Below are 21507 nucleotides of genomic sequence, written 5' to 3'. Positions count from 1 at the left end.
TTATGGTGTGTCAGGCTCGAAATCACGCAAACTATCGATCCGTCTGTCATGCGCGGGATGGCTGGACAGCCATTCCGGTGTAGCGCTGGGATATTGCTGTTTTAAGATCGTGAAAAACTCAGCCAAAGCGGTGGGATCATAGCCCGCCGCATAGGCGCTGTTTTGTCCGATATGATCTGCTTCTGCCTCATGTGTGCGCGAAAACGACAAGGCCATCAGCGCGTTCCCTTCCAGCAGAAGATCCTCAAGAAACGGGCCAATATCCCCCATAATCGCCGTGATCAACATGTAGCTGGAGAAAGACTGATACATCTGGCGCAGCGCGTGGCGTTGGGTCACATGCGCCAGTTCATGCCCCATCACCCCGGCAATGATATCGGGCTGCGCGATAAGATCAGCAAATTCATCTGTAATTACAACCGTTCCGCCGGGCAGGGCAAAGGCATTTGGCCCCATGCCGTCGATGTCGCGAAATTCCAGATGATATGTGGCCCAGCTGACTTTTGGTATCTGCGCGGCAACCTTTGCAAAGATCTCTTGCAGCTCGGCTTGACGGGTTTCGGGCAGCTGCGACGGATCGGCCAGCGTCGTGTCAATCAGCGCCATATTGCTGCGATCAATCACCGCCACCATGGCATCGGGTGTCGCCCATAACGCCAGCTCGGTTATCATCCGGGTGCCATATTTCCACACCCCAAAGCCAATACACACAGCTGCAATCGCAAGGATGATAAGCCGCGGGTGAAGCTGTTCCGCGCGCCGCAGATGCCGCCCGCGATCAACACCGGGGAAGTCTGACTCTGACGTTGCGCCCTCAAACCGCCAACCATCGGCAAATTCCAGCAACACCGGCCCACCCGATATATGGCGCCGCTGCGTCACCGGTGCCGTGCTTAGGATCGCCCCGTCGACGTCCTCCAGCTGTATCTGCCCCTCTTGCCAGAAAAGAATGGCCTTTTGCCGGCGCGAAGACAGGGGGCCGAACGCATGCCCAGCCACCCGATGTTTCAACTTATATCGCAACGCCAAGGTCGATACCCTCAATATCGGTATAGGCGTCGCCAATGGCAGAGCCTGCCCCCTCTTGCGTGTCCACGAACTCATCCATAGTGCCTGCTGCCAGAATAATGGTGTTATCCGCCAGATAACGCGCCATACGGATATGCGCCCAAGGCGTCGCAAATCCCAGACTGCAGATAATCGCCAGCGCATTGCTGACTGCCAGCGTCATCAACACAAAAGGCCGCACGGTAGAGCGAAACTGATGTGCCCCATCCAACTGGGTCGATGCATAAACCTGATTGCGGATCAGCGCCGAATAAATAAACCCAGCGGGCAAAAACGCGACAATGAATGCCACCCACAGGAACGCAACTGGGACGAACATCGGCTGCATGCCGTAAGGATCAAACAACGGCGCCAACGCTCCCGTCACAAAGCCAATCGCGCCCAGCACCAGTACCGCGAAAACGGCCCAGCCAATCGCGATACCAAAAGCGGTATAAAAGGGTTTCAGCGGGCTGTTAAACGCAAAACCCGCCTGCCCCAGACGATGCCCGTTCACATAATACCGGTGCTGCGCCCGGATCACGATCGGCAACGTCGTATAAGCAGTGAATACCGACAAAATCGGATAAAGAAGATAGGATTTAAACGCCCCCCAATAGGTGCCTGAAAACCCAAACCGCACACCAGAAAAGCTGGTCATGCGCGCATTGAACGCAATGGAACGGTTCAATAGCCAAGGCACCATCACAATCAACGCCAAAAGAAGCACGATGTTGATAAGCGGGATTTGCAGCAAGATCAGGCCCAAAACGACAATCAAACGGCCTTTGAAAATTTGTCCACCCGTGGCATGATAATCAAAACGGCGATCCCCTACGGTGGTATTTTGGTAAAAATATTGCCGGGTTCGCACCTTCGCCCAGGCCGAGTAAATCCCGAGGGTTAGCGCGGACAAAAGAACATTCACAATCCAAATACCAAAGAATGTGCGTGCACTGCCGGAAAAGTTCACTCTTTGCGGTAACGGTGTCATATTACGATCCATAAATTTTTGTTTTAATTGGCTTTTATCTAGAACTTCGGGCGATCTTTGATGCGTTATTACGCTTAGGTCAAGGCGATTTAGGTCGCAGATTTCGCCATTTGAATGGCGCAAAGCCGGACAAAAATGTGGCAAAAGCCAGATCTTTACGATCAGGCTGTAACGGAAGGACGATAAAGCGCGTAGTGCAGGACAGATGACACAGACGGAATGCCTTTGGGCCGGGTGGATGCACGCGGCGCTTGATGGGGACGGGCAGGCCTATGCCCGGCTGCTGGATGCGCTTGTCCCGGTGCTGCGCGGGATTATCCGGGCGCGCGCCCGCGATATCCGCCCCGATGACCAAGAGGATTTGGTACAAGAGGTGCTGATCGCGATACATACTAAGCGCGCGACATGGGATCGTGACCGGCCTTTGCGGCCGTGGATCTATGCCATCGCGCGCCACAAGGTGATCGACGGGTTCCGCAAACGCAATCTGACGACCGAGGATATCGCAGATTGGTCAGAGAGTTTACCAGATGAAGCGCAGCTGTCACAGGCACGGGGCCGCGAGGCTGCACAGGATTTAGACGTGATTCTAGCCGATATAGACCCTGTTTCGGCGGAAATGATCCGCGCGATCAAACTGCGCGAAGAAGACCCGGGCGAGGTAGCGCTGCGGATGGGAATTGCCGAAGGAACCCTTCGGGTGCGGCTGCATCGCACGTTGAAAAAGCTTGAAGAGCTTGGCAGGAGGATGGACCGATGATGACACAGGACCTGATTGCACAACTGTCGCAACAGCCTGCTGCGCGCCCGATGCGGCCGGGCCGCTATGGCGCGGTATTGGTGTTGGCGGCCCTGCTGCCGCTGCTTGGGTTTTGGGGGATTATGGGCCTGCGCCCCGGGCTGTTGCAGATGCTGGCGCAACCCGTTGTCGCGCTAAAAACAGCCTTGCCACTGTTTTGCGCGGGATGGTCGTTGTTTGCAGTGATACGGTTTACACGGCCCGGTGCACGCCTGCCGCTTTGGCCGCTGATATTGCCACTCCTCGTGGGGATCGGGTTGATCGTGTATGGGGTGGCACCGGCATCGGGATCGGCCCAATGGACGCCATTTTACATTAGTGAATGTGTCGGACTGATTATCGTCTTGGCCGCATTGCCAATTGTTGTCGCGGTGCATGTCTTCAGCCAAGGTGCAAGCACACGCCCCGGCGCCTCTGCCGCGCTATCCGGGCTGGCGGCATCCTCGCTCGCAGCCAGCGGATATTCCCTGTATTGCACACAAGACAATCCGCTGTTTTTCGTGATCTGGTACGGGATCGCCATCGGCGTATCGACCGCACTGTCATGGGGCATCGGGCGGTCGCGATTCTCCTGGTGATCGCACCCGCCCCTTCGCTTATCGTTTAAAGCTCATCGGCAATGAAAATGTATAGCGCGCGTCATTCAACCCTTTGGGGGCGGCGGGAAAACGGCCCGCGCTTTGCACGGCCCGTAATGCTGCCTGATCAATCGCACCATTCCCAGAGGATCGCGCCAGACGCACACCAGCCAATTGCCCGCCCCGTGTCACCGTCAGCTGCACAATCGCACGGCCCGCGGCGCGGCCTGCTGCGCTTGGATAGCGCTTGCGACGCTCAATCCGGGACCGGATCTGCGCGCCCCATTTGCCACGCAGGCTCTCGACCTGCGCCTTGGACATGGTTGCGGCGCGCGCACTGCCATTATTGCCCTTCGCACCCTTATTGCCTGTTCCTGCAGCGCGCTGTGCCTGCGCACCATTCGAGGCGGGTGCCGCCTTCTTGGCCGGTTTGGCCTTTTCTGGTTGTTTCTTCGGCTTGGGCTTTTCCTGTCGCGCCGGGCGTTCCTTGGGCCGGGGCGATTGCGTCGGTGCCGTCGTTTCGGGCGGTGCCTCAGCGATTTCGGGTTTCACCTCTGGTAAGACATCGGGCGGTGTCGGCGCGACCGGGCTGTCCATCGCGGCCATTTTGGGCGGGCCGGGCGGCTGTGCCTCCATCTGCGGTAGGGCGATTTCCGGCATTTCAAATTTTGGTGGTTGGGTTGGTAGGGCAATCTGAGGTTCGGGCACATCAACCTGTTCCCAATCTTCAACCATCTCGGCAACGCTCTGATCTGCGGCCTCGATCGACGCAAGAGACTCCCCCGCCGACCCCGCCGAAATCGCGCCCGCCTCCTGTGGCGCCGCAATGAAAAAGGCCACATGCACCCCGACGGCCAGCGTGGCAAACACCATAACTTCTGCAGTTCTTGCAATGCGCATGTCAGTGTCCTCCCATCGCGGTCACAAGATCAACCTTGGCAAAACCTGCCGCACCCAACTTCGGCAACACCGCCGCCAAACGCGCAGCTGGCACGGCCTTATCAGCACGCAACAACAGTTTCGGCGGCTCGGCCTCACACTCCTCTGTCAGACAATACTCCGCCTTGGCAGCCTCCAGCGCGGCGATCACATCCTCTGGTTCCTGAGCCGTAATATCGCGGAAGCCAAAAGCGCCTTCTGCCGATAGAAAAATGGTAAACGTTCCATCGGCCTCCGTTTCGGCCTGTGATTCAGGTGGCTCTGTCGGGAAAGGTTCTGGCGGCGAAATCTGTGCCGAGATCAAAAAGAAGATCAACAACAAGAACACCACGTTGATCATCGGCAAAAGCGACGCGGAATTGGCTTTGCGCGGTGGCGAAGAAAACTGCATATCGGGCCTATTCTACCAAAATAAGGCGTGAATACCCGGCGGCGCCAAGGTCATTCATCACCGACACAAGGTCTTGCAACGGGGCTTCTTTGGCCCGCAGGATGATTGCATCCGTCGGTGCCTCGGTCATGCGTGATAATTCGCTCAGCAACATATCCATCGTGACTTCGCCGCCATTCAGGCGCAAAACACCGCCCGGATCCACGTCAATCAAACGTGGCGGGCCTGTCCACTCGCCTGCCTGCCCCGTCGACGCCGCAAGCGGCATCACCACATCGGTCGAAAACCGCGACGCCAGCATGAAAAACACCAGCAGCAAAAAGACCACATCGATCATCGGGGTCAGGTCTGGCCCCTTGCGAACGCGGTCCGGTGCGAAATCGAACATCAGTTACTCCGCAGCGGCCAGCGTTTGGGCAGGATGGTCTTTCGCACTGTCATTGGCCACAAAGATGCGCGTCGCCATATCCTCCATATCGTGGCGCAGCGTATCGACCACCGATTCAAACCATGTCAGCGCTATCTGTGCAGGGATCGCAACCGCCATGCCTGCTGCGGTGGTCAACAACGCTTCCCAAATACCACCTGCCAACACAGATGGGTCTGCGCGTGCGCCTGCCTCCTGCAGCGCCTGGAACGCCGAGATCATACCCGTCACTGTTCCCAACAGACCCACCAGCGGACCAATGGTCGCGGCCAGTTCCAGCCCACGCAAACCGCCGCGTGCCTTTGTCAAAAGCGCCCGCGCCGTTCGGCCCGTTTCATCTTTCGCGTCTGCTTCAGTTAGGGTCGGATTGGCGCAGGCTTCCATCGCGGCCAGCGCCAAACGGGCACGCAGGCTGCGGCGCCGTTTAAGCGCCGTCATCGCGGCCTTTCGGTCACCGGCCTGCCATTGATCCACCGCGCGCTGACTGCTTTGGCCGCCCGACCACGCCCCAAACCGGAGCAATCGCCAGATTTTCCAAAGGATAAGGGTAAGGGTTATCACGGACAGGGCAGCAATTGCCCAAATCGCGGGCCCGCCCATAATTAAGAATTCCTGCATTTTTTGCAGGCCTGCGGCGGCATTTTCGGGCAATACTTCGGGTTCCATAATTGGCTCCGTTTTTTCAGAGTATTTCTATCAACAATATAAGTTGAGTATTTTTGTCAACCAACTAACCCGTGAAATGTAGAAATCCTTACCAAAGCGAAGACAATGCGCAGTAAAACGGCAGCTTGCACCGGTTGCCGAAACGCGCGCCTGTGATAATCTTTGTGAACACTTGGTTCCCTCACCCAGCTGTGCACGTAAGGGCGCACGGCGGTTCAATTTAACGTGTTCCGCTTTGCGCACAGCCCATCACCCCATCGTCCGGCTAGGGCGCATTTTGATCGTCATATTTCAGCCGTGCTGCCTTGATAGGACGCATGGAAACGGTCCAGCCCGTCTGAATTGAATAGAGAGAGCATAGAAATGGCGCAAAAAGGCAAAAATGCAGGCGCAAAAGAACTTCGCAAAGCATTGGGCAGATCCGGCGGGGCGCTCGCAGCTGTCGCCTTATTCTCTGCTGCGATTAATCTATTAATGTTGACGGGACCGCTGTTCATGCTTCAGGTCTATGATCGGGTATTGGGAAGCGGATCCAGCTCCACATTATTTGTTCTATTTGGAATCGTTGTATTTTTATTCCTGACGATGGGCATTTTAGACCATGTTCGCGGCAGGGTTTTGGCACGGATCGGCGCGCGGTTGCAGCAAGGACTGGATCGCCGGGTGCTGTCTGCATCCTTGATTGAGGCAGAAAACCCCGACGCACGCAAACGCCCAGCCGCAGCATTGGCCGCATTGAATCATCTGCAAGCGCCATTCTTGTCGCCTTCCTTGGGCGCGGTGCTGGACCTACCTTGGACCCCGCTGTTTTTGGCGATTCTATTTATGTTCAATATCTGGATGGGATGGTTTGCCGTGGGCGCGGCTTTGATCGTGGCAATCCTGGCCATCCTTAACCAGATGGCCACCCGCAAAACCCAAGGGGACTCACAGCGATTCGCGGGCGAAGCAGATATGCGTGGGGCGGTCATGCGACGCGAAATCGACACTTTGCGTGGCTTGGGGATGCGAAAGGAACTGTCGGAGCGTTGGAAAACAGCCCGCGATTCCGCGCTTGGTTCGCAAATGGCCGCATCTGACCGTGGCGGCGCATTCACCACAGGGACAAAAGCATTCCGCATGCTGGTTCAATCGGCCATGCTGGCCCTTGGCGCGTGGTTGGTTCTACAAGAACAGCTGACCGCTGGCGCAATGATCGCCGGATCCATTCTGTTGGGCCGCGCCCTGGCGCCTGTAGAGCAAACCGTAGGGCAATGGGCCGTTTTGCAACGCGCCTGGATCGCAAAATCACGGCTGAATGAGCTACTGTCGATGGTACCGGAGACCGACCCTCCGATGGAACTGCCCCGTCCCGAACCGAAGTTAGAGCTGCAAGACGTGATCGTCGTTCCGCCCGGGGCAAAGGCACCAACGCTGCAGAGGGCCACATTCACCGCACTGCCCGGCGATGCGATTGCGGTGATCGGCCCCTCGGCGTCAGGGAAATCCACTTTGGCCCGCGCGATGGTCGGCCTGTGGCCCATTGCACGTGGTGAAATCCGTCTTGGCGGTGCCAAGATTGACCAATATGACCCGGATCGTCTGGGCAAACTGATGGGATATCTGCCGCAAGACGTGATGCTATTCGCGGGCACTGTCGCTGAAAATATTGCGCGGTTTCAACCTGATGCTAACCCCGAAAGCACTGTGGCCGCCGCACGTTTGGCCGCCGCACATGATCTTATCCTTAGCCTGCCCAATGGCTACGACACACAGCTTAGCGATGGCGGAAGCGAACTGTCCGGCGGACAACGCCAGCGGATCGGCCTGGCCCGCGCATTCTTCGGCGATCCTGTCGTTTTGGTACTGGATGAACCCAATGCCGCGCTGGATGATGTCGGTGTGCGTGCGCTAAACACCGCAATCAGCAACGCGCGCAAAGTTGGAAAACTGGTTTTTGTCATGTCACACCGCCCGTCCGCCTTGGCCGAATGTAATAAAGTGCTGCTGATCGAAAGCGGCGCACCGCGCGCCTTTGGTCCGCGAGATGAGGTTCTGGAACGACTGCGCCAACCTGCGAATGTGGTGGCTGCGGCACGCGGAAAGGCAGGCGCAGTATGAACTGGTCCCCAACCCGTCACGTCATCATGGGCATTATTGTCATCGTTCTGGCACTGGGCGGGTTTTCCGCTTGGGCTGTCGTGACCGAGATCAACGGTGCCGTCGTCGCCCCCGGCACGGTTCAGGTCGAAGCACGCCACCAAACTATTCAGCACCCTGATGGCGGAATTATTTCTGAAATTGATGTGCGTGATGGCGACAGCGTGATGGCCGGCCAGCAAATGCTGAAATTGGACCCGACAGAGCTGGAAGCACAGCAAGGTTTGCTGCAAGGGCAGGTATATGAGGCCCTGGCGCGGATGGATCGGTTGACGGCAGAGGTTCTGGACGCCCCGCTGACCTATCGACCAGAACTGCAAGACGCCGCCTCTGACGCAAAAGTCGCCAGCCTGATGCGCGAAGAACGCGCCCTGTTCACCGCGCGGCGCGACACGTTGGACCGCACGTTGTCGCAGTTGGACGAACGAAAGGTGCAATCGCGCTCCTTGATCCAGGGCTATGAACGGCAAAAACACGCACGTCAAACACAGGTAGATCTGATCGTGTCAGAGCTAAAAGATCAGCAATCGTTGTTTGAACGGGGGTTGACGCAATTCTCGCGCGTATCCGCATTGCAACGCGAAGCTGCCGAACTGGAAGGTGAGTTAGGCTCGCTTGAGGCGTCAATCGCAGAAGCCAAAAGCGCGATCGCCGGATTTGAAATTGAGGCGCTGCGCCTTGCCGCCGAACGGCGCGAAGAAGCGCAAAATGAACTGCGCAGCCTGCAACCACAAGAAACCGAGCTGCGCGAGAACCTGCGGGTGGTCGAAACGCGGCTTGGCCGTTTGGTGCTGCGCGCCCCGATGTCAGGCACGGTTCTGGGGCTGCAAATCCACACGATTGGCGGTGTGGTCAGCCCGGGAAGTGCGGTCGTCTCTATCGTTCCGCAAGAGGTTCCTTTGGTGTTTTCTGTCAAGATCGACCCGATTCAAATTGACCGTGTGCATTCTGGACAAGAGGCGATGGTGCGCTTCCCCAATTTCAACTCGCGCACAACGCCCAGCTTCCCGGCCACTGTGCGCACCGTTTCAGCCGATACTGTCACAGATGATGCGACCGGGGCGACATATTTCACCGCAGAATTGGCAATTCCCGAAGGGGAGCGGCAAGAGCTGCTGGGTTTGGGCCTGCAACCGGGCATGCCACTGGAGGCTTTTATCCAGACAGGCTCACGCAGCCCGGCCTCCATTTTGGTGAAACCGATGACCGACTATCTTTCCTACGCTCTGCGCGAGGACTAAGACACTATTTTCGCTGATGACGGCTTGAAAATTGCTGGTCAAACAGGGTCTTAAACGCCCCGCCTTTGGCCAGCAATTCATCTGCCGAGCCACCTTCCACAACATGACCATCTTGCAGAACATAAATCTGATCCGCGCTAAGAATGGTCGACAGCCGATGCGCAATCACGATGGTCGTTTTGTCCTTTGTGATCCGGTCCAGCGCCTCTTTGATCAACGCTTCAGAGGTCGCGTCCAACGCCGATGTCGCCTCATCCAGCAGCAGGATTTCCGCGTTTCGCAACATTGCACGCGCAATCGACAGCCGTTGACGTTGGCCGCCCGATAAAGACCCGCCGTTTTCGCCCACCTCGGTGTGATAGCCATGTGCAAGTTCCATGATAAATTCATGTGCATTGGCGTCTTTCGCGGCAGCGATCACCTCTTCATAGCTGGCATCTGGGCGCGACATACGCAAATTTTCCATCACTGTCGTCCCGAACAAGAACGTATCTTGCCCAACATAAGACATGCGCGCGCGCAGCGTATCAAAGGTCACCTCTGAGATATCTTGACCGTCAATCGTAACCTTGCCGCTGACCGGATCATACATCCGCATCACCAAATTCATAACCGTGGATTTACCGCTGCCCGATTGCCCGACCAACGCGGTGGTCTTACCGCCCTCAAACGTTAGATCCACATCGCGCAGCACGCGCCGGTCATCTTGATAGGCAAAGCTGACCTGATCCAGAACAACTTTCCCGGGGCCGGATTGCAAAGGCGTGGCATTTTCGGACTGTGTCAGCATATCGGGTTGGTTCAAAATACCAAACAACATCCGCACACCGACCATATTTCGCTCTACCGAAATACGCATGCGCGACAGCCGTTTGGCCGGTTCATATGCCATCAACAATGCGGTGATGAATGACATCAGCTTTCCGGGTGTCGTGGCCTCTGCGCCCAGAACCGTCACTGAGGACAGCGCCACAACGCCGGCGATCGCAAACCCCGAGAGCGATTCCATCAGCGGCGACGTAATTGCTTCTAACCGCGCGCTTTTGTTTGACCGCTTCTGAATTTCGCGCACCGTGCGTTCCATCCGCGCATTCATCTGATCTTCTAACGAAAAGATTTTAATCACTTGAATGCCGCGCGATGTCTCTTGCAGTGCCTTGATAAATTCCGCCGAGGATTCCAGTTGTTTCTCCATGATATCGCGCACTTTGCGCACGATCAGACGAATGCCCAAAATCGCCAGCGGACCAAAGATCAACGACACCATCGACAATAGCGGTTGCTGGTAAATCATCACCGCAACCAGCCCCACCAATGTCAACGCGTCACGCGCCAAGGATGAGACAAAGGTTTCAATCAGCGCCCGCGCCGAGGCCGCGCCGGTGGTGATTTTCATCATCAAATTGGAAGATTCATTCAGGTTGTAAAACGCAACCCCCTGCCGCATCAGCTTGCGATAGACGCTTAGCTGCTGATTGGCGACGATTTGATTTCCCGCCCGACTCATGAATACGCTTTGCACGTAATTCGCGATGCCCTTGGTTGTAAAAATCAAGATCACAAGACCCGCAACCCCCATAACCGCAGCAGTGTTATCGGGCTGTGCCATCGTGTCGATGATGGATTGCATCACCCATGCCGTCGCAGCCGAGGTCAGCGCCACAACCACCATCGCGATGATCGCAATTACATAATAGCGCGACTGTTCTCGAACGCCGCTGCTAAGCAGTTTCCACAGATCATTTTGTTTCAGCCAGCCGAACCGCCCGGCGGGCTCGTGTTCTGGTGACGGGGACGGCGTTTCGGTCATATCAGCGCTCTTTTCAAATTGGGCGGGCCTGCGGCCAGCGCCACCATATCAGCCAGCGCGGTGTTGATAAAGCAGCGCCAAAACCGCCCGGACGCCGTATGGCACCGGGGCGGATGTGACGCAGGCTTTCTTATTCAAACGATCACATCTTGGCGGGTTTGATTGGTGATCCCGAAGACGCGTTTATATCGCGCTATTTCCTCTGCTGGGCCCATTGCTTTATTTGGGTTATCCGACAGTTTCACTGTGGGTTTGCCATCTGCAGCCACCGCTTTACACACAAGGCTGAATGGCGCCAGCCCACCATCGGGGGCCAGATCCCGGAAATCATTGGTCAACAATGTGCCCCACCCGAATGAGCATTTCACCCGGCCGTGAAAACGCGCGTGCAGCTCTTTGATCTGCGCCACGTCCAATCCGTCGGAGAAAATCACCAGCTTTTCCCGCGGGTCTTCACCATGGGCCTGCCACCATTTGATCGCGGATTCGGCTGCCTGCACCGGATCACCGGAATCGATACGGATCCCTGTCCACCCCGCCAGCCATTCCGGCGCATGTTCCAAGAAACCATCAGTGCCGTAGGTGTCGGGCAGGATGATACGCAGATTGCCTTCATGTTCTTCATGCCAATCCGCCAAAACCTTGTAGGGCGCACGCGCCAACGCCGTATCGTCCTGCGCCAGCGCGGCATAAACCATCGGCATTTCATGGGCATTGGTTCCCACGGCTTCGATATCACGGCGCATGGCAACCAGACAATTTGAGGTGCCCGTAAACGCGCCGCCATCCGCGACATCGCCCAGCCCCTCCAACATCGCTTGAACGCACCAATCCTGCCAAAGGAAACTATGCCGGCGCCGGGTGCCAAAATCCGCTATCTTCAGCCCTTCAAGACCTTTTAGCTGCTCGATTTTTTCCCAAATCTTGGTCATCGCGCGGGCATAAAGTACCTGCAGTTCAAACCGCCGCATCCGGTTCAATACCGCCCGCGACCGTAATTCCATAAGGATCGCCAAGGCCGGGATTTCCCATAACATGACCTCATGCCATTTGCCTTCAAATGTCAGCTCATATTGGCCGTCCTTCACCTGTAGGTCATAGGCCGGCAGCTGATAATTATCGAACCATTCCATAAAATCCGACCGAAACATCTGCCGTTTTCCATAGAACATGTTGCCGCGCATCCATGTGCTTTCGCCGCGCGACAGCTTCAGATTGCGCGCATAATCCAGCTGCTCACGCAGTTCGGTTTCGTCGATCAGATCCGCCATGCGGATATCTTTCGACCGATTTATCAAGGAAAACCGCACCACCGTGTCAGGGTTGTTTTTGAAAATAGACTGACACATCAACAGTTTATAAAAATCGGTATCAATCAATGACCGAATAATCGGATCAATTTTCCATTTGTGATTATAGACGCGCGTGGCAATGTCGACCATGCTGGATCTCCGCAATGACTGCTTAGGTTTAAGCAGGGTTGGCGGGTATATTGCAAGAGAGCGGCGCCATTTGTGCCGAAAAGAGGACCTGATGAAAGCCGCAATTATCTTGGCCTTAGCCATGGCAACACCGGCAGGTGCCGAGGAAACATGGTCCTATCGCGATTGGCGCGTATCTGTTATTCCGCAAACCAGTGGCGATGACGATTGGCTGGAATGCACGGCACGCACGGGTGGAGACGGGATGCCAACCGTCTCTGTGTCGCTGACATCACAAGATGCAGGTCCACCCACGGTCAATCCGCCAGTGACATATTTGGAAACCGCGCCGCGTCACTATCTGCCATTATATCGTGATCATGATCAGGCCGTGGCGGTGTTTGACGATGGCGACAGCACCACGACCGTTGCGCAATCGGGCCTGAATGACGAAGGGCTGGTCTGGGCCAGGGCGGTGTTCAACGGCCCGGCCACAGATAATATGTTGCACGCCATGCACCGCAATGGGCTGCTGGAGTTTACCGCACCGGGCAAAGACGGCCATTACAGCTTCTCGCTTAACGGGTTCACTGCCGCTTATCTAAAGGCGATGGATCGCTGCGGTTTTGATGGCGCAGCAACCTTTGCATTGGCACCCGATTAGGCCAGTGTCACGCCAGCCTCTTGCATCGCCTGACGCGCTGCGGCCAATGATCCGTTCAGATCAATCGCCCGGCAGGCCTGTTCCACCACAGTGGCCCGAAAGCCCAATTTGGCGGCATCAATCGCAGACCATGCCACGCAAAAATCCAATGCCAGACCGACAAATGTCAGGTCAGTAATGTCGCGATCTTGCAAATATCCTCGCAACCCGGTTGGCGTTTCATGATCGTTTTCAAAAAACGCGCTGTAGCTGTCGATATGCGGGCGAAACCCTTTGCGCAGAATTAAATCTGCCGGATCAATATGCAGCGCAGGATGAAATTTGGCGCCGTCGGATCCCCAGATACAATGATCGGGCCACAGGGTTTGCGGACCATAGGGCATATCAATCTGGTCATAAGCCAACGCACCGGGATGATTATCCGCGAAAGACGCATGATCGGCGGGATGCCAATCCTGGGTCAGAACCGTAACCGGGAAATCCTGCATCATCGCATTGATCGGCGCGACAATCGCATCACCATCGGCCACCGCAAGCGCACCGCCGGGGCAGAAATCATTTTGCACATCAATAACGATCAGGGCAGATTGCGACATGTCAGGATCCTTCCGGTGGGCTGAGGCAGTGCCTCAATGCGTAAATCCTATGTGGTGCATGGTCAATCGGGCTTGCCTGACAGGGGGCTGTAGGGGTAAGGGATCGGCCATGTATACTGTTGCTGCACTCTATCATTTCACATGTTTTGACGACCCTGATGCGCTGCGTGGGCCGCTCGCGCAGATTGCCTGTGCGCAGGGTGTCAAAGGCACGCTGCTTTTGGCACGCGAAGGGATCAACGGCACAATTGCCGGTCCACGTGCAGGTATTGACGCGGTGCTTGCCGCCATCCGTGCCCTGCCCGGCTGTGCCACGCTGGAATGGAAAGAAAGCACGGCCACCGACATGCCGTTCAACCGTATGAAAGTACGTCTGAAAAAAGAGATCGTGACAATGGGACAACCCGATATCGATCCCACTGCAAGCGTTGGCCATTACATCGAAGCACAAGATTGGAATGAGCTGATCTCGGCCCCCGATGTTGTCGTCATCGACACCCGCAATGATTATGAGGTGGAGATCGGCACATTTAAGGGCGCAGTGGACCCCAAGACGGAGTCCTTCCGCGATTTCCCCGAATGGTGGCAAAAGAACAAGGAGCGGTTTCACAACAAACGGGTCGCCATGTTCTGCACCGGCGGAATTCGATGTGAAAAATCAACGAATTACCTGATTGGTCAGGGCGTTGAAGATGTGTATCACCTGAAAGGTGGCATCTTGAAATATTTAGAAGAGGTGCCGCAGGATACCAGCATGTGGGAGGGTGAATGCTTTGTCTTTGATGGTCGCGTCAGCCTGACACATGGGTTGCAAGAGGGCAGCTATGATCTGTGCCACGCCTGCCGTCGGCCGCTATCTGAAGACGGCAAAGCCAAGCCCGGCTATGAACCCGGTGTGAGCTGTCACCGCTGCATCAATGAATTCAGTGACGAAGATCGTGGTCGTTTTCGCGAACGTCAGCAACAAATCCAGCTGGCCCGCGCCCGCGGAGAACGGCACATCGGGTCCGATCAGTCCCCACACGACTGAGCCGCGCCGGCTGTCTGCACGACAGATGGTGCCAAGGCACCAAATTCCAACCGTGGCATATCAACGTCAAAGGCCAGTGACGCACTGGCCCAAAGCGCCAGGATCACAGCGGCTGCGAAGGTCCGTTTCATATCGTCTCTCCATATTGAACTGATATGTTCAGTTTTAATATGGTGCGACAGATCCATACAGGCAAGGTTTATGGAATGATCAGTTCACATCCCTGTCTTGCAAAAAACGCATAGCGTTGGGCGCGGTGGTTTGGGCGAATGATATATCCACCCGCCCAAAAATGCGATCAGCGTGCCAACCAGCCGCCATCAACGTTCAACACAGCCCCCGTGACATATTTTGCAGCACGCGAACACAGATAGGCGGCTGTGCCACCAATATCTTCGGGATCGCCCCAACGCCCGGCCGGAATCCGATCCAAAATCGCCTTGGCGCGGTCTGGGTCATTTCGCAAAGCTTCGGTGTTATTGGTTGCGATATATCCCGGCGCAATCGCGTTGACCGTAATGTTATGGGGTGCCCATTCATTGGCCAGGATCTTAGTGATCCCGGCCACACCGTGTTTCGATGCCGTGTAACTGGGCACCCGAATGCCGCCCTGAAATGACAACAACGATGCAATATTCACCACCGCACCCGGTGCGCCCTTGGCAATCAGCTCTTTGCCGAAGGCCTGGCAGGTGAAGAACAAGGCCTTGGCGTTTACATCCATCACCGCGTCCCAATCGTCTTCGGTAAAATCAACACTATCATTGCGGCGGATGATGCCGGCGTTATTTACCAACAGACTGTAACCTGCCCCGGCGAAAACATTTTTTGCTGCCATCGGATCGGAAAAATCCAGCAGAAGGGAATCGGCATTGCCCCGTGCATCGGTGATCATCGACACGGTTTCATCACAGGCCCGTCGCCCGGCACAGGTCACAAAGGCGCCCTGCGCGGCCAGCGACAGCGCAATCGCCTGGCCAATCCCGGTATTCGCCCCTGTAACCAGCGCCCGTTGACCGCTTAGATCAAAGATCCCGGACATCAGCGCAAATCCTCCGGTTGGATAAAGTCCATATCTGTATAATCGACGTTGTCGCCCGCCATCGCCCAGATAAAGGTGTATTTTCCGATGCCTGCGCCCGAGTGGATCGACCATGGCGGCGAAATCGCCCCCTCTTCATTTGCAATCATCAAGTGGCGGGTTTCTGTTGGCTCTCCCATCAGATGCAAGACCCGGCTGGCATCATCCATACCCCAATACAGATAGGCTTCCATTCGACGGTCATGGATGTGGCTGGGGATTGTGTTCCAGACCGAGCCATCTTCAAGCGACGTATAGCCAAGGATCAGCTGGCAGCTTTCCATGACATTGGGGTGAATGAACTGTTTGATCGTGCGCTTGTTTGAATTTTCGACATCGCCCATTTTGACCTCAACGCAATCGGCCAGAGTCACAAGCTTATTCGGAAATTTCGCATGGGCCGGTGCAGAGGTAATATAGAACCGTCCCGCACCCGAAAAACTGACCGCACCTGTGCCCATTCCAAGATACAGCACATCCCCGCTATTCAGTGTATATGTCTCGCCATCGGCCGAAACCATGCCGGTATCACCAATATTCACGATCCCCATTTCGCGACGATCAAGGAAGCTGGGCGTTTTGGTTTCATCCACAACATCCAGCACAAGCGTCTTTGCCCCGGGCACGGCGCCGCCCATCACGAACCGGTCATAATGCGTGTAGACCAAACGGATTTCACCATCGGCAAACATGCCTTCAGTTAGGAAATTATCGCGCAATGCGGCGGTATCCATCGTCTTTGCATGGGCAGGATGGATGGCGTGACGTGTTTCTACGGTTAACATAATCGTCCTTTCAGTCATATGTCAGCAGCCCCGGCCTATAGGCCAAAGAGGCGGGGCAAGGTCATCGTCAGCGCGGGCCAGTAGGTGACCACCAGCAGCAATCCAACGAGGAGGAGGTAAAATGGCGCAAGCGCCCGGATCGCCAACTCGACCCGGATTTTCGCGACAGAGGCACCAACAAACAGGCCAGTGCCGACGGGCGGCGTGATGGTGCCAATCGCCAGATTGAACACCAAGATCACACCGAATTGCACAGGATCGACACCAATCTTCTGCGCAATCGGCAGCAAAATCGGTGTGAAAATCAGAATGGCAGGACCGATATCCATGAAACAACCCACCACTAAAAGCACCAGGTTTATGATGATCAACACCACAATAGGATTGTCGGACAGCCCAAGGATAAGGCTGGTGATCGCCGCTGGAATGCCCGTAAACGCCATCGCAAAGCTTAGCGCGGCAGAGGCCGCCAAAAGCAGCATGATCGCCCCGGTCACCTTTGCGGTTTCAACGAAAAAACCCGGCAAATCGCGCAAAGGTGCGGTGCGATAGACACCAAATGCCAAAATTAGCGTATAGATGACGGCGATGCCAGAGGCCTCAACCGCAGTGAAAATCCCACCGACAATTCCGCCGATCACAATCACCACCAACATCAATGCCGGGATGGCCTCTAGTGTGATGCGCAGCGCGTCCGGCAGCCCTACGCGCGGCGCCAACGGATAGCCGCGCCGCCACGCGACAAGGCCCACAATCAGCATCATTCCCAGACCCCAAAGCGTACCCGCCACCGCGCCCGCCACAAAAAGCGCGGCGATAGAGGTTCCACCAGAGACCAAGGAATAAATGATAAACGCCGTTGTGGGCGGTATCAGCATCCCGGTGGGCGCCGATGCGATATTCACAGCTGCGGCGAAATCTTTATCATAGCCATCGCGCACCTGCATCGGCACCAAAACGCCACCGATAGAGGTGGAGGCCGCAATAGCAGAGCCCGAAATACAGCCAAATAACATATTCCCGGCGATATTCGTTTGCGCCAATGATCCCGGCACCCGCCCGACGATCAGCTTGGCAAAATTCACCAATTTCACCGCAATTCCGCCAGAGTTCATGATCACTCCGGACAGGATGAAAAACGGCACCGCCAGTAATGAGAAACTGTCCAGGCTGGCCATCATTTTCTGCGCAGCGGTAAACAGCGCCATATCCAGCGGCGCGACAAGCGCAACCGCCGCCAAGGCCGCCGCGACAATCGCAACAGCCAAGGGCAGGCCAAGCATTGCCAATGTGCCGAACACACCCAATAAAACAAAACTAGCGGTCGTTGCCATTGCTACTCCCCCAAAGCCAAGGCGCGCGCGACCGCATCTGGCTGCGTGCATTTTTGACGTAAAATATCGATCAGGTTCAGCAGGCTATACCCTATGATCAGCACGCCAGAGGTCGGCAGGCTGGCATAGATCAGCTTCATCGGGATACCCAGCACCGGGCTGGTTTGCACCCCGGCAATCTGCACGCCGCGCACCCCGCCCAGGACCAGCACAAACCCCGCGAACAAGATCAGTGAAATTGGCACAAACGTCTCTAACATACGGCGTTTCCAGCCGCTCGAAAGCTCGCGCAGCAGGTCGATGGTCATATGTGTGCCCGCACCTGTGGCATAGGCTGCCCCCAAAAGGGACAACCAGATCACACCGAAACGCAGCACTTCTTCTGAAAATGTAGATGGAGCCCCCAGCACATAGCGGCTGATCACCTGCCAGCTAAGGACACATACCATGGCCACAAGCAACAGCGCACAGGCCCCGCCAACAGCCATATCAAGGCAGCGCCGCACACCCATCACATCTGCGATCCTGCAACATCGCGGATCGCTTCAAAGATCGCGTATTTTTCTGGCTCGTCTTTCAGCGCGTCATACATCGGCGCCACCGCCGCTTGGAATTGCGCAACATCGGGGTAATGGAAGGTGACGCCGAAATCGTCTTCGGATTGTTTGCGTGCCGCCTCTACCGACGCACCCCAAACACCCTTATGAAACTCCGTGCTTTCGCGTGCAGCCTCTTGCACGGCGGCGCGATATTCCTCGGACAGTCGGTTCAGCGTTGCGGTTGAAATCAGAACCACATCCGGGATGCGCGAATGCATGTCATAGGAATATTCCTTTGCAACCTCACCATGCCGGGCAATGGTGATCGCAAATTCATTGTTTTCCGCGCCGTCCAGCACGCCTTGTTGGATAGAGGTGTAGACCTCTGCCTGTGACATGGCGATTGGGGCCGCGCCCAACATTTCAACCATCGTGATGAGCGTTGGCGATTGCAGCACCCGAATTTTCAGGCCCTTCAGATCCTCCACCGACATGATCGGCTTATCCTTAGTATAAAATGACCGGGCCCCGGAATTATAGTATGTCAGCGCGACCATGCCCGACCCTTCGGTAGAGCTGTAAATCGGGTCAACAACCGCAGGCGTATCCATCGCGGCGTAGAAATGCGCCTCGTCATTGAAAAGATAGGGCATCGAGAACACGCCATAAATTGGTGAGAAGCTTTCCATCAACCCGCCAGAGACCTTGGTCATGTCCAGCAAACCGCCCTGAACCATTTCAACCAGTTCGCGTTCGCCGCCCAGCTGCCCATCGGGAAAAAACGTCACTGTTACGGCACCATTGGTCTTTTCTGCGACCAGCTCTCCGAATTTTTGCATCGCCTCCACCGTAGGCGTCGCATTCTGCGCATAGGCAAAGCGCAATGTCTCAGCCTGTGTTGTGGCAGCCATCGCCAGCAGTGACATCGCCGTTGTAAATGCCAGTTTTGTCATGGTGTCTCCTCCCTAAGAACCAATCAGATGTAATCGTTGAGCAGCTCCGTCAGCGCGAACATTGCCATCGCCTGCCCATAGGGCATCGACGTGCGCGGGATCTGCCGATAATAGTCAAGATCGCTGCCCATCGCCGTGCCGAAGGACACGTCCAGCAGCTCTCCTTGTGGGGTAATGCGATCAATCACACCGCGGATCGCGCGCTCTGCAATAGGTCCGTATGACGGATCTAAATAGCGTTTGCGCACGCCTTTCATCAGCCCATAGGCAAACCCAGCCGCAGCCGAGCTTTCCAAATAACTGTCAGGATCGTTCAAAAGCGTGTGCCATAAGCCGCTGTCATCCTGACATTGTGCCAGCGCCTGTGCCTGCCGGTTCAACAGCGCAATCAGATGGCGGCGCACTGGATTATCTGGTTTCAGATCCAACAGTTCGATGAATTCGGGAATGACAATGGTAATCCAGCTATTGCCGCGCGCCCAAAGCGCCTTGGCGAAATTGTGGTTCCCGTCGAAGCTCCAGCCGTGGAACCACAACCCGGTTTCAGTATCCGCCAAATACTGGGCATGGATCAGAAATTGGTATTTCGCCTCTTCCACATATTCGGGGCGGTTCAGCACCAAACCAATTTTGGCAAGGGGAAGAACGCTCATCATCAATGTGTCATCCCACATTTGCTGATGGTTGACCGAGTTATACACGATATGCTGTAAACCGCCGTCCCGCGTTTTGGGCATTTCATGCATCACCCATTCTGCCCAACGATCAAGATAAGGCAGCCAGGTAGGATCCCGATCCATTTCATACAAATGCGCGGCGGTCAGAAATGGCGCAACAGTGTTGATATTTTTCGTCGGCACACCTGCGGCGATCCTGTCGCGAAACCAATCACGAATGATCTCCATTGCCTGCACATTTCCGGTCAACTGCCAATATTTCAACAATCCGTAAAGGCCAATGCCGTGGGTCCACTCCCAACCGGCCCAGCCTTTGGTGTCGATTTCACGGCCATCTTCCAAACGCAGGATAAATTCGCCTGTGGTATCTTCGATATGGATCAAATTATCCGTCAGACGGTCAATCAGCCCACAAAGATCAGCGCGTGAAATGAATCGGTCTTCTTCCCGCAGTAACGGATGCATCAATTTCCTCCCATTGGAACATCGATATTATTTTTTCAGAACGATGTTTCATTTTTAAGAAACCATAGGATCTCTGCTTGAGCAAGAAAAATTTAAAAAATCTATATCTATCTGAAAATCATGGTGTTTTTTCGTAAAATGATTCGACACGCAGCAGCAAGAAATGCGAAATACCCGCCGAAGCAGGTTTCATGTAATGCGAAATTTTTAGCAGATGATGGGATCGACATCGCGGTGCGAAGGCAATGGATCTATGGGCGCATCGCGGCCATGCCCTGGCCATTTCACCAAAGGCGGATCTGATGTGCCATAGGCAGGGGCCGAAGCCCCTACCAGCAAGTGTCTTGCAGTCTCAGGTCGTCTTTTACCTGAGCTTAGCTCTTGGGCATCGAGCTGACGCCGACTTTCGCGGGGCGAAGCAGACGGTCATGTAACATGAACCCTTCATCCATAACCTGAATGATGTCCCCAGCAACCGTGCCGGGCACGGGCGCCTCGAACATCGCTTCGTGATGCGATGGATCGAATTTATCCCCAACAGCCGGCGCAATCTTGTGAATGCCGTGTTTTTCAAACACATGCACCAGCTCGCGCTGGGTCAATTCCACACCCTCAGCCAAGGCCGCGGCCTGGGCCCGGAATTCTTCCGTCATCGCTTCCAGCGCTCGTTTCATGTTGTCATAGACCGGCAACATGTCGCGCGCCAAACGCGAACCGCCATAGTTTTCTGCGTCACGACGATCTTTATCGGCCCGCTTGCGCGAGTTTTCGGCATCTGCCAACGCGCGCATCCATTTGTCACGCAAATCATCACGTTCTGCGCGAAGTGTTTCCAATTCATCAGGGGCACCATCAATCATGATGTCCTCAAATGTCTCGTCAAGATGGACCTGATCGTCGGCCATATCGTCTTTCTTTTCGCTCATGCGTT

23 protein-coding genes are annotated in these 21507 nt (G+C 55.7%); 6 read left to right on the top strand and 17 right to left on the bottom strand.

Annotated elements, in window-relative coordinates; genetic code table 11:
- Positions 1 to 999 (bottom strand): M48 family metallopeptidase, encoded by a 999-nt coding sequence (locus tag BFP70_RS09840; protein ID WP_176715540.1) that lies wholly within the window; start codon positions 997 to 999, stop codon positions 1 to 3.
- A gap of 13 nt (positions 1000 to 1012) precedes the next feature.
- Complete coding sequence (locus BFP70_RS09835) at positions 1013 to 2020, bottom strand: YjgN family protein (RefSeq protein ID WP_255356660.1); 1008 nt, start codon at positions 2018 to 2020, stop codon at positions 1013 to 1015.
- A gap of 226 nt (positions 2021 to 2246) precedes the next feature.
- On the opposite strand from BFP70_RS09835, the gene BFP70_RS09830 reads away from it, so the two are divergent.
- Entirely contained in the window at positions 2247 to 2801 is a 555-nt protein-coding gene (locus tag BFP70_RS09830) for a sigma-70 family RNA polymerase sigma factor (RefSeq protein WP_066011397.1), read from the top strand.
- Positions 2798 to 3418: an NrsF family protein gene (locus tag BFP70_RS09825; RefSeq protein WP_066011395.1), complete on the top strand. Its 621-nt coding sequence runs from the start codon at positions 2798 to 2800 to the stop codon at positions 3416 to 3418. Before BFP70_RS09830 ends, BFP70_RS09825 begins: the two co-directional genes overlap by 4 nt.
- A gap of 18 nt (positions 3419 to 3436) precedes the next feature.
- Here BFP70_RS09825 and BFP70_RS09820 read toward each other — a convergent pair whose 3' ends face one another.
- The 4 genes from BFP70_RS09820 to BFP70_RS09805 are packed head-to-tail and all read right to left on the bottom strand — an operon-like array spanning position 3437 to position 5841.
- Positions 3437 to 4318, bottom strand: coding sequence for a TonB family protein (locus BFP70_RS09820; protein WP_083217434.1), 882 nt, complete (start codon positions 4316 to 4318; stop codon positions 3437 to 3439).
- A 1-nt stretch (position 4319) separates the two neighbouring features.
- The gene (locus BFP70_RS09815; RefSeq protein WP_066011393.1) at positions 4320 to 4748 is read right to left on the bottom strand and encodes a biopolymer transporter ExbD; all 429 of its coding nucleotides are present in this window, start codon (positions 4746 to 4748) and stop codon (positions 4320 to 4322) included.
- 7 nt (positions 4749 to 4755) lie between these two features.
- The gene (locus BFP70_RS09810; protein WP_176715539.1) at positions 4756 to 5136 is read right to left on the bottom strand and encodes a biopolymer transporter ExbD; all 381 of its coding nucleotides are present in this window, start codon (positions 5134 to 5136) and stop codon (positions 4756 to 4758) included.
- Positions 5137 to 5139: 3 nt separating this feature from the next.
- Positions 5140 to 5841, bottom strand: a complete 702-nt coding sequence (locus BFP70_RS09805) for a MotA/TolQ/ExbB proton channel family protein (RefSeq protein WP_066011385.1) — start codon at positions 5839 to 5841, stop codon at positions 5140 to 5142.
- Positions 5842 to 6204: 363 nt separating this feature from the next.
- Here BFP70_RS09805 and BFP70_RS09800 point away from each other — a divergent pair, with 363 nt between their 5' ends.
- Both BFP70_RS09800 and BFP70_RS09795 read left to right on the top strand, forming a co-directional pair.
- Complete coding sequence (locus BFP70_RS09800) at positions 6205 to 7941, top strand: type I secretion system permease/ATPase (RefSeq protein WP_066011383.1); 1737 nt, start codon at positions 6205 to 6207, stop codon at positions 7939 to 7941.
- On the top strand, positions 7938 to 9221 hold the full coding sequence (locus tag BFP70_RS09795) for an HlyD family type I secretion periplasmic adaptor subunit (RefSeq protein WP_066011380.1): 1284 nt from the start codon (positions 7938 to 7940) through the stop codon (positions 9219 to 9221). The genes BFP70_RS09800 and BFP70_RS09795 overlap by 4 nt, the downstream gene beginning before the upstream one ends.
- A gap of 4 nt (positions 9222 to 9225) precedes the next feature.
- Here the strand turns inward: BFP70_RS09795 and BFP70_RS09790 are convergent, their stop codons facing one another.
- Together BFP70_RS09790 and pncB are read right to left on the bottom strand one after the other, a co-directional pair.
- Positions 9226 to 11031 carry an ABC transporter ATP-binding protein gene (locus BFP70_RS09790; protein ID WP_083217433.1) on the bottom strand — a complete coding sequence of 602 codons (1806 nt, stop codon included), beginning with the start codon at positions 11029 to 11031 and terminating at the stop codon, positions 9226 to 9228.
- 134 nt (positions 11032 to 11165) lie between these two features.
- Positions 11166 to 12473 carry a nicotinate phosphoribosyltransferase gene (gene pncB, locus BFP70_RS09785; protein WP_066011378.1) on the bottom strand — a complete coding sequence of 436 codons (1308 nt, stop codon included), beginning with the start codon at positions 12471 to 12473 and terminating at the stop codon, positions 11166 to 11168.
- A 91-nt stretch (positions 12474 to 12564) separates the two neighbouring features.
- Between pncB and BFP70_RS09780 the strand changes: the two genes are divergently transcribed.
- Positions 12565 to 13116 carry a hypothetical protein gene (locus BFP70_RS09780; protein WP_066011377.1) on the top strand — a complete coding sequence of 184 codons (552 nt, stop codon included), beginning with the start codon at positions 12565 to 12567 and terminating at the stop codon, positions 13114 to 13116.
- Here BFP70_RS09780 and pncA read toward each other — a convergent pair.
- Positions 13113 to 13712, bottom strand: a complete 600-nt coding sequence (pncA, locus tag BFP70_RS09775; protein ID WP_066011370.1) for a bifunctional nicotinamidase/pyrazinamidase — start codon at positions 13710 to 13712, stop codon at positions 13113 to 13115. The two genes, BFP70_RS09780 and pncA, sit on opposite strands and share 4 nt — an antisense overlap.
- Before the next feature lie 109 nt (positions 13713 to 13821).
- Here pncA and BFP70_RS09770 point away from each other — a divergent pair, with 109 nt between their 5' ends.
- Positions 13822 to 14742 (top strand): rhodanese-related sulfurtransferase, encoded by a 921-nt coding sequence (locus BFP70_RS09770; RefSeq protein WP_066011364.1) that lies wholly within the window; start codon positions 13822 to 13824, stop codon positions 14740 to 14742.
- Here the strand turns inward: BFP70_RS09770 and BFP70_RS21020 are convergent.
- The 8 genes from BFP70_RS21020 to BFP70_RS09735 form a co-directional block, all read right to left on the bottom strand.
- Entirely contained in the window at positions 14724 to 14873 is a 150-nt protein-coding gene (locus BFP70_RS21020; RefSeq protein WP_176715538.1) for a hypothetical protein, read from the bottom strand. The two genes, BFP70_RS09770 and BFP70_RS21020, sit on opposite strands and share 19 nt — an antisense overlap.
- A gap of 167 nt (positions 14874 to 15040) precedes the next feature.
- Positions 15041 to 15784, bottom strand: a complete 744-nt coding sequence (gene kduD, locus BFP70_RS09765; RefSeq protein ID WP_066011363.1) for a 2-dehydro-3-deoxy-D-gluconate 5-dehydrogenase KduD — start codon at positions 15782 to 15784, stop codon at positions 15041 to 15043.
- On the bottom strand, positions 15784 to 16608 hold the full coding sequence (gene kduI / locus BFP70_RS09760) for a 5-dehydro-4-deoxy-D-glucuronate isomerase (protein ID WP_066011362.1): 825 nt from the start codon (positions 16606 to 16608) through the stop codon (positions 15784 to 15786). The genes kduD and kduI overlap by 1 nt, the downstream gene beginning before the upstream one ends.
- Before the next feature lie 35 nt (positions 16609 to 16643).
- Complete coding sequence (locus BFP70_RS09755) at positions 16644 to 17942, bottom strand: TRAP transporter large permease (protein WP_066011361.1); 1299 nt, start codon at positions 17940 to 17942, stop codon at positions 16644 to 16646.
- Between the two features lie 2 nt (positions 17943 to 17944).
- Positions 17945 to 18430 (bottom strand): TRAP transporter small permease, encoded by a 486-nt coding sequence (locus BFP70_RS09750; RefSeq protein ID WP_218059668.1) that lies wholly within the window; start codon positions 18428 to 18430, stop codon positions 17945 to 17947.
- Between the two features lie 23 nt (positions 18431 to 18453).
- Complete coding sequence (locus BFP70_RS09745; protein ID WP_066011357.1) at positions 18454 to 19434, bottom strand: TRAP transporter substrate-binding protein; 981 nt, start codon at positions 19432 to 19434, stop codon at positions 18454 to 18456.
- Positions 19435 to 19457: 23 nt separating this feature from the next.
- Positions 19458 to 20576: a glycoside hydrolase family 105 protein gene (locus BFP70_RS09740; RefSeq protein WP_066011355.1), complete on the bottom strand. Its 1119-nt coding sequence runs from the start codon at positions 20574 to 20576 to the stop codon at positions 19458 to 19460.
- Positions 20577 to 20950: 374 nt separating this feature from the next.
- A complete protein-coding gene (locus BFP70_RS09735) occupies positions 20951 to 21502 on the bottom strand; it encodes a nucleotide exchange factor GrpE (protein WP_066011353.1) in 552 nt (183 codons plus the stop codon).
- Positions 21503 to 21507: the final 5 nt, after the last annotated feature.

Origin of the sequence: Thioclava sp. SK-1, assembly GCF_001705665.1 — a bacterium.
GTDB lineage: Bacteria > Pseudomonadota > Alphaproteobacteria > Rhodobacterales > Rhodobacteraceae > Thioclava.
Note: the sequence above shows the minus strand (reverse complement) of the source record. Positions and strands in the feature narration are given on the sequence as shown.

Excerpts from the sequence above, each read along its gene's own strand:
- BFP70_RS09735 (WP_066011353.1), bottom strand. The coding sequence starts at position 21,502 with ATGAGCGAAAAGAAAGACGATATGGCCGACGATCAGGTCCATCTTGAC.
- BFP70_RS09795 (WP_066011380.1), top strand. The coding sequence starts at position 7,938 with ATGAACTGGTCCCCAACCCGTCACGTCATCATGGGCATTATTGTCATC.
- BFP70_RS09750 (WP_218059668.1), bottom strand. The coding sequence starts at position 18,430 with ATGGCTGTTGGCGGGGCCTGTGCGCTGTTGCTTGTGGCCATGGTATGT.
- BFP70_RS09755 (WP_066011361.1), bottom strand. The coding sequence starts at position 17,942 with ATGGCAACGACCGCTAGTTTTGTTTTATTGGGTGTGTTCGGCACATTG.
- BFP70_RS09830 (WP_066011397.1), top strand. The coding sequence starts at position 2,247 with ATGACACAGACGGAATGCCTTTGGGCCGGGTGGATGCACGCGGCGCTT.
- BFP70_RS09820 (WP_083217434.1), bottom strand. The coding sequence starts at position 4,318 with ATGCGCATTGCAAGAACTGCAGAAGTTATGGTGTTTGCCACGCTGGCC.
- BFP70_RS09740 (WP_066011355.1), bottom strand. The coding sequence starts at position 20,576 with ATGCATCCGTTACTGCGGGAAGAAGACCGATTCATTTCACGCGCTGAT.
- pncB (WP_066011378.1), bottom strand. The coding sequence starts at position 12,473 with ATGGTCGACATTGCCACGCGCGTCTATAATCACAAATGGAAAATTGAT.
- BFP70_RS09745 (WP_066011357.1), bottom strand. The coding sequence starts at position 19,434 with ATGACAAAACTGGCATTTACAACGGCGATGTCACTGCTGGCGATGGCT.
- kduI (WP_066011362.1), bottom strand. The coding sequence starts at position 16,608 with ATGTTAACCGTAGAAACACGTCACGCCATCCATCCTGCCCATGCAAAG.
- BFP70_RS21020 (WP_176715538.1), bottom strand. The coding sequence starts at position 14,873 with ATGAAACGGACCTTCGCAGCCGCTGTGATCCTGGCGCTTTGGGCCAGT.
- BFP70_RS09770 (WP_066011364.1), top strand. The coding sequence starts at position 13,822 with ATGTATACTGTTGCTGCACTCTATCATTTCACATGTTTTGACGACCCT.
- BFP70_RS09815 (WP_066011393.1), bottom strand. The coding sequence starts at position 4,748 with ATGCAGTTTTCTTCGCCACCGCGCAAAGCCAATTCCGCGTCGCTTTTG.
- BFP70_RS09800 (WP_066011383.1), top strand. The coding sequence starts at position 6,205 with ATGGCGCAAAAAGGCAAAAATGCAGGCGCAAAAGAACTTCGCAAAGCA.
- pncA (WP_066011370.1), bottom strand. The coding sequence starts at position 13,712 with ATGTCGCAATCTGCCCTGATCGTTATTGATGTGCAAAATGATTTCTGC.
- kduD (WP_066011363.1), bottom strand. The coding sequence starts at position 15,784 with ATGTCCGGGATCTTTGATCTAAGCGGTCAACGGGCGCTGGTTACAGGG.
- BFP70_RS09805 (WP_066011385.1), bottom strand. The coding sequence starts at position 5,841 with ATGGAACCCGAAGTATTGCCCGAAAATGCCGCCGCAGGCCTGCAAAAA.
- BFP70_RS09780 (WP_066011377.1), top strand. The coding sequence starts at position 12,565 with ATGAAAGCCGCAATTATCTTGGCCTTAGCCATGGCAACACCGGCAGGT.
- BFP70_RS09810 (WP_176715539.1), bottom strand. The coding sequence starts at position 5,136 with ATGTTCGATTTCGCACCGGACCGCGTTCGCAAGGGGCCAGACCTGACC.
- BFP70_RS09825 (WP_066011395.1), top strand. The coding sequence starts at position 2,798 with ATGATGACACAGGACCTGATTGCACAACTGTCGCAACAGCCTGCTGCG.
- BFP70_RS09790 (WP_083217433.1), bottom strand. The coding sequence starts at position 11,031 with ATGACCGAAACGCCGTCCCCGTCACCAGAACACGAGCCCGCCGGGCGG.